General features: G+C 65.4%; 13 protein-coding genes and 2 pseudogenes. 8 read left to right on the forward strand and 7 right to left on the reverse strand.

What is annotated here, in order from left to right; genetic code table 11:
* Positions 1-71: 71 nt before the first annotated feature.
* Entirely contained in the window at positions 72-560 is a 489-nt protein-coding gene (locus ACH4D3_RS39205) for a Mu transposase domain-containing protein (protein ID WP_398332555.1), read from the reverse strand.
* Positions 557-1,015 (reverse strand): hypothetical protein, encoded by a 459-nt coding sequence (locus ACH4D3_RS39210; RefSeq protein WP_398332556.1) that lies wholly within the window; start codon positions 1,013-1,015, stop codon positions 557-559. The genes ACH4D3_RS39205 and ACH4D3_RS39210 overlap by 4 nt, the downstream gene beginning before the upstream one ends.
* Positions 1,016-1,703: 688 nt before the next feature.
* Between ACH4D3_RS39210 and ACH4D3_RS39215 the strand changes: the two genes are divergently transcribed.
* A complete protein-coding gene (locus tag ACH4D3_RS39215) occupies positions 1,704-2,321 on the forward strand; it encodes an NUDIX hydrolase (RefSeq protein ID WP_398332557.1) in 618 nt (205 codons plus the stop codon).
* A 171-nt stretch (positions 2,322-2,492) separates the two neighbouring features.
* Here the strand turns inward: ACH4D3_RS39215 and ACH4D3_RS39220 are convergent.
* Positions 2,493-2,792, reverse strand: a pseudogene (locus tag ACH4D3_RS39220) (transposase family protein); the annotation flags it as partial.
* Between the two features lie 347 nt (positions 2,793-3,139).
* On the opposite strand from ACH4D3_RS39220, the gene ACH4D3_RS39225 reads away from it, so the two are divergent.
* Positions 3,140-3,694 carry a PaaI family thioesterase gene (locus tag ACH4D3_RS39225; protein ID WP_398332558.1) on the forward strand — a complete coding sequence of 185 codons (555 nt, stop codon included), beginning with the start codon at positions 3,140-3,142 and terminating at the stop codon, positions 3,692-3,694.
* A 130-nt stretch (positions 3,695-3,824) separates the two neighbouring features.
* On the opposite strand, the gene ACH4D3_RS39230 is transcribed toward ACH4D3_RS39225, so the two are convergent.
* A complete protein-coding gene (locus tag ACH4D3_RS39230; RefSeq protein ID WP_398332559.1) occupies positions 3,825-5,354 on the reverse strand; it encodes an MFS transporter in 1,530 nt (509 codons plus the stop codon).
* 350 nt (positions 5,355-5,704) lie between these two features.
* Here ACH4D3_RS39230 and ACH4D3_RS39235 point away from each other — a divergent pair, with 350 nt between their 5' ends.
* The 3 genes from ACH4D3_RS39235 to ACH4D3_RS39245 all read left to right on the forward strand — a co-directional run bounded on the left by ACH4D3_RS39235 (position 5,705) and on the right by ACH4D3_RS39245 (position 8,070).
* Positions 5,705-6,247: a type II 3-dehydroquinate dehydratase gene (locus tag ACH4D3_RS39235; protein WP_398332560.1), complete on the forward strand. Its 543-nt coding sequence runs from the start codon at positions 5,705-5,707 to the stop codon at positions 6,245-6,247.
* Positions 6,248-6,279: 32 nt separating this feature from the next.
* On the forward strand, positions 6,280-6,987 hold the full coding sequence (locus tag ACH4D3_RS39240; RefSeq protein WP_398332561.1) for a carboxymuconolactone decarboxylase family protein: 708 nt from the start codon (positions 6,280-6,282) through the stop codon (positions 6,985-6,987).
* Positions 6,988-7,062: 75 nt separating this feature from the next.
* The gene (locus tag ACH4D3_RS39245; RefSeq protein WP_398332562.1) at positions 7,063-8,070 is read left to right on the forward strand and encodes an Ldh family oxidoreductase; all 1,008 of its coding nucleotides are present in this window, start codon (positions 7,063-7,065) and stop codon (positions 8,068-8,070) included.
* Positions 8,071-8,469: 399 nt separating this feature from the next.
* Here ACH4D3_RS39245 and ACH4D3_RS39250 read toward each other — a convergent pair whose 3' ends face one another.
* Together ACH4D3_RS39250 and ACH4D3_RS39255 are read right to left on the reverse strand one after the other, a co-directional pair.
* Positions 8,470-9,330 carry an alpha/beta fold hydrolase gene (locus tag ACH4D3_RS39250; RefSeq protein ID WP_398332563.1) on the reverse strand — a complete coding sequence of 287 codons (861 nt, stop codon included), beginning with the start codon at positions 9,328-9,330 and terminating at the stop codon, positions 8,470-8,472.
* A gap of 71 nt (positions 9,331-9,401) precedes the next feature.
* Positions 9,402-9,887, reverse strand: a complete 486-nt coding sequence (locus ACH4D3_RS39255; protein ID WP_398332564.1) for a hypothetical protein — start codon at positions 9,885-9,887, stop codon at positions 9,402-9,404.
* A 909-nt stretch (positions 9,888-10,796) separates the two neighbouring features.
* Between ACH4D3_RS39255 and ACH4D3_RS39260 the strand changes: the two are divergent.
* Positions 10,797-11,545: pseudogene (locus tag ACH4D3_RS39260) on the forward strand (transposase family protein).
* A 74-nt stretch (positions 11,546-11,619) separates the two neighbouring features.
* On the opposite strand, the gene ACH4D3_RS39265 reads toward ACH4D3_RS39260, so the two are convergent.
* Positions 11,620-12,111 carry a nuclear transport factor 2 family protein gene (locus ACH4D3_RS39265; RefSeq protein ID WP_398332565.1) on the reverse strand — a complete coding sequence of 164 codons (492 nt, stop codon included), beginning with the start codon at positions 12,109-12,111 and terminating at the stop codon, positions 11,620-11,622.
* Positions 12,112-12,290: 179 nt separating this feature from the next.
* Here ACH4D3_RS39265 and ACH4D3_RS39270 point away from each other — a divergent pair, with 179 nt between their 5' ends.
* A complete protein-coding gene (locus ACH4D3_RS39270; RefSeq protein ID WP_398332566.1) occupies positions 12,291-12,797 on the forward strand; it encodes a MarR family winged helix-turn-helix transcriptional regulator in 507 nt (168 codons plus the stop codon).
* 47 nt (positions 12,798-12,844) lie between these two features.
* Positions 12,845-14,011: a flavin reductase gene (locus ACH4D3_RS39275; protein WP_398332567.1), complete on the forward strand. Its 1,167-nt coding sequence runs from the start codon at positions 12,845-12,847 to the stop codon at positions 14,009-14,011.

Here is a 14,011-nt window from a genome sequence, read left to right on the forward strand (position 1 = left end):
TCCTCATGGCCCACCTCCGCCGCAGCTACCCGTGACGGTGCGTCACCGGCGCACGGAGGCACAACCCCGCTTCACGAAAATCTTGCCAGGGCCACTTTTCCCGGTACGCCGACAAGCCGTGTCTCGCCGTACTTCTTTCGCAGGCCGAGGACCCCCTGGGCGGCGCGGAGCCGATAGAGGACGTTGACTTCCAGCAGCTGGTCGATGACCTCGCGGCAGGCGTCGCCGATCTCGGATGCCTGGCTGCGGCACCAGACCGGCGTGCGCATCTGGAAGGCGATCTTCTCCGGCGGACAGTCGCTCTTATCGGTACGTTTTCCCTGGTCGAGGGCAGTGTGGGTCTTGACGAGCTGGCCGTCGTGGAAGACCTGGACCATGGTGGAGGTGGAGCGGACGTTAACTTTGCGGCCGATCAGCTTCCATGGCACCGAGTAGAGGGTATGGCCGGCCTTGATGTGGATGTCCGGGCCGACCGTGGCCGTCGACCAGCGGGCGAGCACGAACGGAGTCGGCGGCAGAGGCAGCAGTTCGGCCGCCTCCAGTGCTTCGAACACGGTCATCGGGGCGGCCCGCCCAGCGGCCGGCACTTTCGCCGCCCGGTGACCTGTTGACTCCAGGTCACGGCCTCGGCCTGCATGTGTTCGTTCGAGGTGAACGCCCGTCCTCGCCAGAACGAGTCGCGGACATAGGGCATCGGCCGCTCGACCCGCGGCTTGTCCTTCGGCTTCGCCGCCCGGGCTGGATTGAACAACGCGCCATAGTGAGTGGCCAGTTCGGCATACGCCTTGTTGATCTTCGGGTCGTAGAGGTCGGGCTTGTCGACGCCGGTCTTGAGGTTGTCCGGGACGAGCCGGCGCGGGACGCCGCCGAAGTAGCGGACGGCCGCGACGTGCGCTTCCGTCCACGCGTGCTGGTCCAGGTGCAGCACCGGCCGGACAAACATGTGCCGCGAGCACGGCAGCACCGCACGAACGCCCAGACCCGGTGGTGTTTGCCGGACCTCGGGTCGATCCACTGCCCGAGGAAGCCGTAGTCGATCTGAGCCTCCGAACCGGGCTCGATGTCGTCGCGCAACACTGTGACCTGCGACTTCGCCACCTCGTCCGGAAGCGTCGCGTGCACCCAGCGGCGGAACGAGGAGATCGACACCTGCAGTTTGTGTTCGTCACGCAGGCGCTGGTGGATCGTCGAGACGGTCACCGTCCCGAGCAGGCTCTGGATGTAATCGCGGTGCCGGTCGATCTCCGGCCAGGTCACCTGCCTGAGCCCTCGGTCGATGAGCCCGGGGAACCACTCCTTGATCAGCTTCGACCAGTCGGCCTCGCATTGGCGGCCCGCCCGGGCAGATCCCGGACGCCTCCGCCGGGGCCAAGTACTTCCTGACCGTCTTGCGGTCCACCCCCAGCGACGCTGCCAGCTCACCCTTCGAGCGGCCCGCGTACCAGTGGACGTAGATCTCGATGATGTCGACCACGACGAACGTTCTCCTCGCCATCCGGGCTGCCCATCGGCCATCCGAACCAAAGGACGAGGGGAATGAGCAGCTCCGCGACGACCAGGTCCCTCGATCCCGACCTCCGCGCCACCCATGGCCAATGCGGAGAATTCAGAATGATTGACTACATGACACGAAAACCACCCAAACTGGGGAAACTGATCCGGCATCGACGTCGCCTGTCAGTGCCTCCTGACAGGATGCGCGGATGACCTCAATTGGCCACCCGCTCACCGACAACGACGATCAGCCGCGTGCCCGCCTTCTGGAGCTGGTCGGCTCCATCGAACCCTGGGATAGCCTGGAGCGCACCCACCTGAAGACCGCCGCGCAGTGGATCGCCAGCGGAGCCCCGGTCTACCGGGTGCACAAGCCGGATGTTCCCGCGATGCACTTGGTGAGCTACTTCGTCGTCCTCGACGACACGCGCGGTCAGCTGTTGCTCGTCGCACACCGCAAGGCGGGCCTGTGGCTGCCGGCCGGCGGACACGTCGAGCCGGGTGAGGACCCGTGGGCCGCGGTGGTCCGCGAATGTCGTGAGGAGCTGGGCATCCACGCCACAGCATCGCCGATCACCGGTGAGTTCCCCCTCTTCCTCACCGTCACCGAAACGCGGGGGCAGGGCGGACACACTGACGTCTCGCTCTGGTACCTCCTCACCGCCGACGCTGGCACCATCACCTTCTACGACGAGGACGAGTTCAACGCGATCCGGTGGCTGACTGACGAGCAGGTGCTCGAGGAGTCGGACGAGCTGCTCGACCCCCACATGCACCGTTTTACCCACAAGCTGCAGCACGCCCGGGCCGGAAGGCGTCGCGGGTAGCCTTCCCCCGGCCGTCCACGGTGCTGTATGCCCCGGCCGCGACGACACAAGGCCGAGAACGACACCAGCACCGCTCACGTTCACCGTCCCCATGGGGAGTCGTGACCGCGAGGGTGGGGAATTACGTGACGCTCAGGCCGTCGGAAGTGGGGATTTGCGTGAACGTCGACAGCCGTCGAGCAGGACGTGTTGGGGATCTGTTTCCCGCAGGACTCGTAGCAGTCCGGGCGCTGGCCGGGCCAGGTGATTGACGACGGCGCTGACGTAGGCGTGGGCGGTGCCGACGGATATGCCGAACCCGGCGGCGGTCTGCGCGAGGGTGTCGTGCCGGCGAAGGTAGACCAGACCGACGAGAGCACGCTGGTGGGGCGGGAGCTTGTAGCGGCGGTCACCCTCGCCGGTGACGATGAGCATGGTTACCCACTCGACCAGGGCGTGAGGCAGGTCGAGTGCGGCAGGATCGGGAACCAACGAGGCTTCTGCGCTCGTGAGTTGAGGCGTCGAACACCTCTCTCAACGGCACAGGAGCCTCGTGCGTTGCGGAAGACCAGCCCGTCACCCGGCCGGTGGCCACTCTGAAAACGCTCAGTGTCTTCTCTGCTCGGCGGCAGGAGGCCAAGGCCGGTACGACCACGCGAACTTCCTCTGCTACCGCATCGTCCTGGGTTGACCACGCCCTCTATCACCACCGACCACGGAACAGACCCAAACGAGCGGTGTAATTCCCGGGGTGGGGGTTACTGCTGGGCAGCGCCCTATCGGAAGCCAACCGGTGGGCCAACTCAACACCACCCAAGGGCAAATGTAAGCATGCTGGCATGACTGTCGACGAGTATGGCTCAATGACCTCAGCGCTCCGAGTCTTCCTGGACGCTGTATCTGTGGCCGGGCGAGGAGCTGACTTCAGTGCCCTGGCTGCCGACCTGCACTGCTGGGCCGATCGGCTGGCTGCTCATCGAGTGGATGAGCCTCACCGCGCGTTCGGGGGAAGGTTCGATCTGCCGGGCCGCGGTCAGACTATGACACCACTCTTCGATCCGAGCACGGTAACGCCGGTTAGGGTTGAAGGCACTGCGTACTTCGGCGACTACTTCCTCGGGAGCAACAACGCCGCGCACGGTGGCGCCGTGCCCCTGCTTTTCGACGAGGTTCTGGGCCGTATCGTCGTCGAGCGGGGTCCCCGCGCACGCACCGCCTATCTGCGCACCGACTTTCGCGCGATCACCCCGATTGGTCGCGACCTGACGGTACGGGGCTGGGTGGACGAGGTCTGCGGGCGGAAACTGTTCCTGCGTGCCGAACTGCGAGACGGCGAGGTGCTCTGCGCCGAGGCCGACGCGCTCTTCGTAGTGCTGCGCCAGGATGCCCCGTGACCCTGTGTGGCGTGGGGGATACGAGCACGAGGTTTGGCCGATGGCCTCAGACTTATGGACATCGTGGTTGGGGCAGCGTTGCCCGCGGGTACTGGCCGGGTCGCAGCCTGCGGGCGCTGCTTCGGAGATGTCAGCGCTGGGAGTTCGTGCTGCCGTCGAGCCATTCGGTGCCTGTGACTGCGCGTTGGTCGAACCGTGCCTCGCGGACCAGGAGGCCGACGACCAGCATCACGAGAGCCGCACCCGCGAGGAAGAGCCAGACGTGGCTGTAGTTCTCCCGCGCTGGCACGGGAAGGCCCGGCGCATGGGACGCCGTGAGCAAGGACGTAATGATCGGTGGGCCAAGCGCTCCGATTGCTACGCTCGCGGCCCGGGCTGCACCTGTGAGCATCCCTTGCTCGCCAGGGCGCGCTGCACGTAGGTACGCGGCTGTGGACGCGGTGTACGAAAGAGAGTAGGCGGCACCGATCATGAACGAGAAGATCAAGAACTCGTAGGAGGTGCCAGAGGACTGCGAGAACCAGAGGAACGCGATCACTGCGACTGCGCCGCCGGCGATGCTCGTCGCGCGCTGGCCGAAGCGGCCGATCACCAGGCCGACGACACTGCCGCCGAAAGCGATCGTGAGGCCGCACGGCAGGAGGTAGATTCCTGCCTTGAGGACCGTCGCGTCGAGGCCGTATCCCGCAGCGCTTGGCGTCTGGACGTAATTGCTGATGGCGAGCGCGCCGTTGATCCCCAGGATGGCGACGATCCCGGCGATGGTGAAGGCCGGCCAGACATCGCGACGCTTGATCACTCTTAGGTCGAAGAGCGGGTGCGAGTAGCGCAGCTCCCACACGGCCCACACCACCAGCAGCAAGACCGAGACAGTCACCAACGAAAGGAGCTTTCCCGATCCCCATCCCCAGGTGTTCGCGTTGCCGATCGAGTAGACGAGAAGGGTCAGACCAGCACCCAACAGCAAGGCTCCGACATAATCGAGCGGGACGCGCGTCCGCGTCGGGATGTCCTCGACGAAAAGCCAGACCATTGCGAAGAGCAGCACCGAAAGACTGAGCAGCACCAGGAAGACCGTTCGGACGTTGCCTCCCAGAGAGATGACTGCACCGCCCAAGAGGTAAGACCCGGAGATGGCCAGGCCAATTGCGAACGTCATCGCGCCCGAGTACCTGTCCGATTCTTCGCCGGTGCGACTCCTGCCGCGCAGGATGGCGTAGTAGATCGGCAGTCCGGCGTTGAAGCCGACGATCACGCGACCGACAAGAAGTGCTGCGAAGTTCGGCGCGAACACACACACGACGTTTCCCACGACGACCACGAGCGTCGTGAAGATCATCATCCGACGCATGCCGGCCAAGTCGGCCAGCCGTGAGAGGACGGGCACGCTGGCGGCTGCCGCTATCCCGGTCGCGGAGAGCACCCATGCCGACTGGACGGGCGTCAGTGAGAAGGCCGTGGTGATCGTGTTGAGGAGGGGGATGACGGTCAGTTGCTCGGTATCCAGGCAGAGGACGACCAGCAGGCCGATGACGAGAGCCAGAGCACGCTCAGGGATCCTGACTGCCTGGATCCGGCGTGCCACAGCCGTGTTGGGCGCTGTGACGGGGGAGTTCGTCTTCCCGTCGGGTGCCGAGCCCGGTAGTTCGCCTGTTGTCATGACGCCATCCGGGCGAGGAGGCGGCTAAGGCACCGTTGGGTGGGCGAGTGGTGGATGGACATTGCTTCAAGCCCTTCGGAGGTGGTGTGGCATGCGTCACGCACGGTAGAAGACATCGACTTGAAACACAAGCATGCTTACAAGCGTGCTGACGGGTTCTTCTGCCGGCATCCGAACGGCCGTGGCGACGAGTAAGGGGTGGCATGTGCGGTCCGTGACCAGGTCGGGGCGATCGGGTTGTTGACAGGCCGAGAGGCGCCAATGTAAGCATGCTTGCATTGGCGTTCGACATGCATGTCATGTCGCCGCTCACCTCACCTGCGGCAGCTACGCGGAAAGCGAGCTCTCCCATGCCGAGCACCAACTCAGCCGTCCAGGGCCTGCGCACGGCCGACCAGCGCTACACGATCGCAGTGATCGACGGTCCGAACGTGTCCAACCTCGCCCGCCGTAACAAGCGCATGTACGGGCCCAACGTGTCCGCCGAGAGTCTCGGAGAGTTCACGACCGACTGGGGCAATCGCCTCGGCGTGGTCATCGAGCGCTTCATGTCAAACCACGAGGGTGACATCCTCGAGTACATCCACGAGTCGGGGGACCGGGTCGACGGGTACCTCGTCAACCCAGCCGGACTGACCACCACGAGCGATATGGTCCCGTTCGCTCTCTATGACACCGGCAAGCCGGTTATCGAGGTTCACTTCGCGAACATCAAGGCCTCCGCGTCCACGGCCCGAGGGCCGGTCTACGGCCCGCGCGAGTCCACCTTCACTCCCTATGTCACCGGGCAGCTCATGGGGATGCGCGAATACAGCTACGCAGGCGCACTCCTGTCCTTGGTACTCGCGCTGGATGATGAGACCTTCCTCGGCGCCAAGTCGGAAAGCCAATGAGCTCGCCAAAAGCCGCCGCCGGGGACTCTTCAATGGCAGACGAGCGGCCGGCAGGGGTCGACGGAGTGCTCCGCCAGTCACCAGCGTTCGCACATGCGCACTTGCGAATGACTGCTAGTGCGCTTGCCGGAGGAGCACTGAGCCGGAAGACCCGTGAATTTGTCCTGCTCGCGGCGAACCTGAACGCAACACACCTGAACACCGATGCGGCTCGAGAGCACATGCGGAGAGCCAGGGCTGCCGGAGCAAGCGACGACGAACTGCGCGAAGTGATCCAGTGCGCGAGCCTGGTAGGCATCCACGCCGTCATCGTCGGGCTTGAACCGCTTCAGCATCTCGTTCCAACTGACCTGTCGCGGGACCTCACGCCTGGCGAGAGCGAGCTGAAGAGGTCGTTCGAAGAGCGCAGGAGGTACTGGTCGGCCCAGTGGGAACAGCTCTTACGGCTGGACAGCGACTACTTCAGCGCGGTCCTGGACTTCTCCGCCGCTCCGGCGGAGACCGGTGCCCTTTCCGCGTTGGATCGCGAGTACGTCTACATCGCCTTCGACTGCTCACCCACCCATATGTTCGAGCCCGGCCTCGAACTGCACATGCGGACTGCGCTGGAGCTCGGAGCCAGCTCCGCCGACCTGCTCTCGGTCCTGAAGCTCGTGAGCAGCATCGGCTTCGAGGCCGCGATCGCCGGCTACGAACTGCTCGCAGGGCCCGGCCCTGAGGACAACCTCGCGAACGAGTGAGCTCGCACCCGGCTTCGTCGCGACAGGCGCGGGCTCAATCGCACCCCGACACTTCCGCCATGCTGAGGAGAAGATATGGCTACGACCACCCAACTCACCATCTCAGAGGCGACAGAACTCGTCGAACAGGTGATGATGGCGGTCGGCATGACGGCCGAGGACGCCTCCACCGTGGCCGAACACATCATCGACTGCGAACTCCGCGGCCTCGGATACGGCGGCCTGCCGCGCGCGCTGTCGGTCGTCGAGCGGATCCAGGGGACGCCCCGCCCGGCGAAGCCGGTGAGGGTGGCCCAGGAGTCCGCGCTGTCGGCAACCCTCGACGGTGGTGACACCGTAGGCTACGTCGTCGCTCAGCGGGCGACCGACATGGTCATCGAGAAGGGTCTCGCTGGGGGCATGGCAGTCGTCGCCGCGACAGACACGTGGTACACGGGGATGTACTCGTGGTACCTGGAACAGATCACCGCCGCTGGCCTCGTCGGGATGATCGCTGGCAACGCCGGGCGCCTGGTGGCACCGCACGGCGGCACGGAGGCACGATTTGGCACCAACCCGATCGGCTTCGGCTTCCCCTCGGCCGACGAGCCGGTCATCTGGGACACCGGTACCTCGTCGCTCACCTACGCCGAGGTCGTCCTTGCCCACCGGCTCGGCAGATCGCTGCCGGACGGTACGGCGTTCGACGCCGAGGGCCAGCCGACCAACTCACCCGCCGAGGCGTTGTCCGGGGCGTTCACCGTGTGGGGCGGGCACCGAGGATCGGGGCTCGCCCTGGTCGTACAGCTCTTGGGGATGCTGACGGGGGCCCCCGCGATCACCGAGGGCGTGGCCGGACTCGGGTTTCTCGTCGTCGCTATCGACCCCGCGGTTGTGACCGATGCTGAGGACTACCGTTCGCGAGTGTCCGCGTACGCTGACTGGGTACGCAGCACCAGAACGGCCGAGGGTGTCGACGAGGTGCGGATGCCCTTCGACCGCTCGCGCCGAACCCGTGAGCAGGCGCGAGCACGCGGAATAGTCAGTGTTGAGCCCGCCGTCCTCGAGGCCCTGCGACGGGCGGCCGCCGTCCCGCGCGGCTGAATGGATGCGGGTCGGCCTGGGTGAGACCACCTACGGCCCGGCCACCACGGCGTCCGCAGGCGCGATCACGGCGGCTGCCACCGCCCGTGTCACCGCCATCCGCCGGGCCATGGGCGACGGCACGACCGTCACCTGTGCTGGCCCATGCCCCCCCTAGCGGGGGAGCGAGGGATGGTTGACTCCCCGGATTGCGAACACCGGTACACCAGCACAAGCCAAGCCGGCGAGCGGTTCTCGCTCGCTGTTGCGTCGATGTGGGCGGTTGACTGGGAGGTCACCGGGGGGGAGCGGGCCCTGACCAGTTCACCGAGATCCGCACCAGTACCCCTCGCTGTCCGAGTCGTTGAAGTCCAGGTCCTCAACTGATGTGCGCGCACCGAATGGGAGACAGACTCCGGCTCAATGGTACGTGCTGCTGTCCCAGAACTCGGCCAGTGCTGCTGCCGTTTCGTCGGGGCGGTGGACATTTGGGGAATGCCCACCTTCCGGAACCGTGATGAGCCGTGCGGATAGAGCGAGGGCCATCTTCCTGACACCGTCCGGTGGCCAAGTGAGGTCGGGCGAACCCGAAACGACGGCTTTGGGGGGCCGGAGGGCACTCAGCCCCTCCGTGAGGTCGGACTCGGTAAGTAACTGCTCGGCAGCCGCCTTGACGTGGCTGGGGTCATTGGCGATCCACCGATCTCGCATAAAAGTTCGAACCTCATCGGGAACCGAGCTCTCCCGGCCTTCCAGGAAGGGCCAAATATCTTCCAGAGGCATTGAGTCCAACACGGAGAGCAGTAGACGCAGGCGTTCGCACTGGTGATCGGAGACTTCCGCTGGACCGAAGTTCATCAGTGTCAGAGACCGCCAGAGGGCGGGATCTCCCTGGGTCTGTGTCACCGCAACTCGCGCCAGGAGAGCGCCGTATGAGTGTCCCAAGAGATGGACTGGTCCATCGTCGACAGCCTCAACGACAGCTACGATGTCTCGGGAGAGTTCCCCCCTTGCATACGATGCAAGGGGGTGGCGGCCGCCCGTTTCATGCTGGCCTCGACCATCGATGGCGACAACACGGTAGCCAGCTCGGCCCAACAGAGGCAGCATAGGCAGGAAGTCTTCCTTGCTACCCATGAAGCCGGGAACCATGACTACCGTGCCCCTGTGCGGTACCGAACTGTCAGGTGCCATGTCGACCGTTGCAAAGGTGCCGCGACTGGTCACGAGGGAGTGGGCACGGGCACTGGACGGTACTGCGAGGGTGAGTAGTTGACTCATGGAGGAATCATAGAGCGCGTCCCTGAAGCCACCGCGCCTGTCGGCCCGCAGCGGCTCACAAGCGGCTCGTACTAGTCACCGGACGTTCGATTCTCCGTACGGGCATTCGGACCGGTGCGCTGCATGGGCAGCTCCTTACCTGGCTTGCGCAAGTGCCATCCCCCGAAGACGCCGATGATCCTCCAGAATAACTTCTCCCGCTCACGCTGGTCTTGTCGACGGCTTTCCCACGAAAGGGCTGGCTGCCCATAGAGTCCGACGGCAAGCGAATTGATCTCTTCCTCCAGGTCCTGTAGGTGGAGGCCGATGCGCTGGATCCCCTTGTTACTGTCCCGAAGGTAGAGGGCCGAAACGATCAGAGCGAGTGCCGCGATGAAGTAGCGCCACCGACCCAGGTCCCCGCCCAGAGTCACAGTGATGGCCGTCAGCGCTGCGGCGTATCCCGCCATCTGCTGCCGAGCAGCGATCCTTTGAACGATCTCAGTGCGGAGCGTGTCGTACTCCTTCATCAGTAGCTCAATGACAGCGCTCACTCGCTCGTGCTCTTCCAGTGCCATCAGACCCTCCCCTATCAGGACCGACAGTGCTTATCCGCCTGGCTTCCCGGTAGTAGGCTGCGCCCGTTTTGCTGCGCCCACTGCTGGGACTGCAAGGAGAGTCTTCCGTCGAAGGGCGGCTACCTAATCCGATTTGAGCTAGGTCTGCGCTTTGACGTACCGCCGTACTGTCGACTTCATGAAGCGCAGTTGCTGGACGGCCCGACTACTGCAAGGCCTACGGGGCACCGGGTTCGTTGTCTGGGGTAGGGGCGGCGATGGTCAGCCTCCTGTGCCGGCCGCGTGTGCGTCCATCCGACGCGCCGCTGGTTGGGGTCGGTGACGGGGGCGCCAGACGGGGCGACAGGGCGGTGACGCAGAAGGTCGAACGCGGCTTGTCCGAGTCCTCGGGCCAGGTGTGGAGAGCCATGAGTCGGGTATGGATGCCGGTTTGTTGCCGTGAGGGTGGGCGTAGACGCCGAGTTCGGCGGCCAGGCGTCCGGGTCCCATGGTTGCCCGGACTACTTCGGCGAAGACCCGTAGCGGCGACCCGCCGTCCCTGTCTCCGCTGCTGTTCGCTGCGCCCGTGGCTGCGGTAGTGGAGCAGGCGTCGGGGATGACGGCCTCGCCGCTCCCGAGGGGGGTGGTGGACTTCGGGATCCAGTCCAGTGGTTGCTCGCTGGACACCTCAACCGGCCTCGGCGGCATGGGTGTTCAGCCGGTCATGGCCCACGCATGCAGCCTCGGCCACAGCGACAGCACGCTTGCCCATGTGGCAACCCGTGTGCTTCGGCCCGGCCATCACTCGATCAGTGAGCGTTTTCAGAGTGGCCACGGGCCGGGTGACGGGCTGGTCTTCCGCAACGCACGAGGCTCCTGTGCCGTTGAGAGAGGTGTTCGACGCCTCAACTCACCAGCGCAGAAGCCTCATTGGTTCCCGATCCTGCCGCACTCGACCTGCCTCACGCCCTGGTCGAGTGGGTAACCATGCTCATCGTCACCGGCGAGGGTGACCGCCGCTACAAGCTCCCGCCCCACCAGCGTGCTCTCGTCGGTCTGGTCTACCTTCGCCGGCACGACACCCTCGCGCAGACCGCCGCCGGGTTCGGCATATCCGTCGGCACCGGCCACGCCTACGTCAGCGCCGTCGTCAATCACCTGGCCCGGGCCAGCGCCCGGACTGCTACGAGTCCTGCGGGAAACAGATCCCCAACACGTCCTGCTCGACGGCACGCTCGCCGAGTGCGACCGGGTCGGTGACAGCCGGGCCGACTTCTCCCAGAAGCACCGCCGCCACGGCGTGAACGTGCAGGTCATCGCCGACCCTGAGGGCAAGCTGCTGTGGATCTCGCCCGCACTGCCCGGACGCACCCACGACCTCACCGCGGCCCGCACCCACTGCATCATCCGGATCTGCGAACGCCAAGGCGTTCCCGTCCTCGCCGACCGTGCCTACATCGGGGCCGGCTCCTGGGTGACCACGCCGATCAGACGCCTTCCGCACCAGGACCTCACCGCGACCCAGCAGACGATCAACCGGGTCCTGTCAGCGGCACGAGCACCGGCTGAACGAAGCGTCGCGAGACTGAAATCCTGGGGCATCTTCCGTCGAGCTCGCTGCAGCCAACCGCATGACCGCCATCGCCGCTGCCGTCCTCACCCTGGAGCGTCAACGCTGAAAACACTCAGTGGTCACCCTGGAGAAGCTCAGTGTCTCGTGTGTCCCACATGGAGGGTCAAGGCTCACACAGGACTACTCGTTGATGCCTCCCACTCCAGGGAAGTCGATCAGCGTTGTCGGCATCTCATACTGCAGGAACGGGGCGTGCCGCCGGTTGCTGACCTTCCAGCCGGCGGCCGTCCTTTCGTACTCGTCAACGACGTGAACGCCGCGGACGATCACGGATGGGGTGGCCTTGAGCATCATGGTCGCGAAGATGTGCATGTCTCCGTGCGCCGTGTCGCCTTCCACCACGATCTGGATGCTGCTCACAGAGTGGTTGATGGTTCTGAATGGCTCCAACCCGGTCAGCAGTTGATCTGCGAAGCTGTCACGATTGAATCGCTTGAGGCCGCCGTAGTACGACAGGTCGGCGTCTTCGGTGAAGCAGGTGCGCATCAACTCCGGGTCCTTGCGGTCCATGGCGAAGGCGTAGCGATCCAGAAGACTCCGGATCGCCTGGATGTCGAGGAGATTCTGCGTCTCCTCGTCGCCGGCTGACTTCTCGACCTTGATGCTGCTCATGCGCCATTACCCTTCGGGTCGGGGCATCGGTGCGGACTGACTAACGCCCGGTGAGGAGCAAGGACCGTGATCCAAGCGCCCACGACGATAGATGGCAGCTCTAGAGTTAGCAAGCATGCTGATAAGCGTGCTGCACTTCGCACCTGAGGTGCAGCGGTGGCCGCACTAGACTGCCCGCCGTGGCAGATCCAGTGGAGGACGACTTCGTGCAGGACTCAGTGCAGCGTGACCAGTCGAACGAGTACGACGAAGAGATGACCCTCCTCGTCGATGCGGTGTTCCGGCTCGAGCGTGCCGTCGCCCGCATCGGCGCGATGAGGCTTCAGCCGTGGCGGATGACCCTTTCGGGGTACGCCGCCATGCGGGTGATCGAGCGGCGTCCGAACCTCTCTCTGGCGCAGCTCTCGCGCCGGTGTTTCGTGAAGCCCCAAACCATGACCCGCATCGTTGCGAACCTCTCTGATGCGGGCTACATCAAGCGGACGGTCAGCCCTGGAAATGAGCGCGCCATGTCGCTCACCCTGACCGCCCGCGGTCGTGACGTGCTCCACGAGATGGACAGTGAGGTGCTCAAGATCAACGAGACCCTCTCGGAGAACCTCCCTGGCGGGGACCGCGCCAGGCTGATCGGTCTGCTGCACGACAGTGCCGTGGCCGTCGAGCGGGAGATCGCCTCCTTCGAGTGAATGTAAGCATGCTTGCATTCATCTGTTGGTCGCCCTAATGTGTCAGCATGCTTGGCATTCAAGAGGTACCCGACAGTCTCGATCCGGCGTACTTCCGGCTCGTGCTCGGTCACTACCCCAGCGGGGTCGTGGCGATCACGGGCCGCAACGCTGAGGGGGCTCCGGTGGGCATGGTCGCGACATCGTTCACGTCGGTCTCGCTCGACCCGCCGCTGGTGGCCTTTCTGCCGATGAGGACGTCGACCACGTGGGCCGCACTCAGAGAGACGGGCGCCTTCTGCGTCAACGTGCTCCCCGCCGAGCAGGAGCACATCTCACGCCAGCTCGCCGCCAAGGGCGGCGACAAGTTCGGCGGCATCGCGTGGCGCACCGAGACAACCGGATCACCGGTCCTGGCCGGAGCGGTGGCATGGGTCGACTGCACGGTGAGCGCGGTCCACGAGGCCGGCGACCACTTCATCGTCGTCGGCCTCGTGGAGGATCTCGCCATCGGGGAGCCCGCCTCACCGTTGCTCTCCTTCCAAGGGGGGTATGGCACGGTGGCGTCGCCGGCACTCGCCGCGAGCGGCGTGCCCGATCTGCCGGAGGTCGTCGAGCACTTCCGCCTCGTCGACGAGCTCCGTCCACGCATGGCGCAAGCCTCGCGCGAGCTCGGCGTTGAGGTCGTGGCTACCGCGTTGCTTGAGGACGAGGTGGTGGCACTGGCCACCAGCGGACATCCCGAGCCGGGTCGCCTGCCGACGCGTGTTGGCCAGCGGATGCCCTATCAGCCGCCACTGGGTGCAGCCTTTGCCGCCTGGTCCGACCCCAAGCGATGGGTGGCCCGCCTGCCCAACGAGCAGCGCGAGCATGCGCGCGCGCTGGCGCGCCGTGTGCGCGAAAGGGGCTGGTCAGCGACGCTCGGCGAGTCCGGCAACCTGGACCTTGAGCGGGCGCTGTACCGGCTGCCGATCGACGCTCCGTCGCCGGAGGAACTCGACGCCGTAGGTCAGCTCTTGGACCCGTTGAGCGAGGCGTACGAGCCACACACGTTCACGACCAAGGAGCGGATTCCGCTGCGCACTGTGGCGGTGCCGGTGCTCGGCCCCGTGGGGACGATCCGCCTCGTGCTGACCGCCTATGGGCTGCCGCCCTACTCGACCTACGAGGACTTCGTCCGCTACCGCGACACCCTGCTCGACATCGCCGGCACCGTGCAGACGCTGAGCGCCTGA

Origin of the sequence: Streptomyces sp. NPDC018026 (assembly GCF_044327745.1) — a bacterium.
In the GTDB taxonomy this organism is placed as follows: domain Bacteria; phylum Actinomycetota; class Actinomycetes; order Streptomycetales; family Streptomycetaceae; genus Streptomyces; species Streptomyces rubrogriseus.

Bases quoted from the DNA above. Each gene is read 5' to 3' on its own strand.
- ACH4D3_RS39225 (WP_398332558.1), top strand. From the start codon at position 3,140: ATGACTGTCGACGAGTATGGCTCAATGACCTCAGCGCTCCGAGTCTTC.
- ACH4D3_RS39255 (WP_398332564.1), bottom strand. From the start codon at position 9,887: ATGGCACTGGAAGAGCACGAGCGAGTGAGCGCTGTCATTGAGCTACTG.
- ACH4D3_RS39250 (WP_398332563.1), bottom strand. From the start codon at position 9,330: ATGAGTCAACTACTCACCCTCGCAGTACCGTCCAGTGCCCGTGCCCAC.
- ACH4D3_RS39240 (WP_398332561.1), top strand. From the start codon at position 6,280: ATGGCAGACGAGCGGCCGGCAGGGGTCGACGGAGTGCTCCGCCAGTCA.
- ACH4D3_RS39215 (WP_398332557.1), top strand. From the start codon at position 1,704: ATGACCTCAATTGGCCACCCGCTCACCGACAACGACGATCAGCCGCGT.
- ACH4D3_RS39265 (WP_398332565.1), bottom strand. From the start codon at position 12,111: ATGAGCAGCATCAAGGTCGAGAAGTCAGCCGGCGACGAGGAGACGCAG.
- ACH4D3_RS39235 (WP_398332560.1), top strand. From the start codon at position 5,705: ATGCCGAGCACCAACTCAGCCGTCCAGGGCCTGCGCACGGCCGACCAG.
- ACH4D3_RS39205 (WP_398332555.1), bottom strand. From the start codon at position 560: ATGACCGTGTTCGAAGCACTGGAGGCGGCCGAACTGCTGCCTCTGCCG.
- ACH4D3_RS39245 (WP_398332562.1), top strand. From the start codon at position 7,063: ATGGCTACGACCACCCAACTCACCATCTCAGAGGCGACAGAACTCGTC.
- ACH4D3_RS39275 (WP_398332567.1), top strand. From the start codon at position 12,845: ATGCTTGGCATTCAAGAGGTACCCGACAGTCTCGATCCGGCGTACTTC.
- ACH4D3_RS39230 (WP_398332559.1), bottom strand. From the start codon at position 5,354: ATGACAACAGGCGAACTACCGGGCTCGGCACCCGACGGGAAGACGAAC.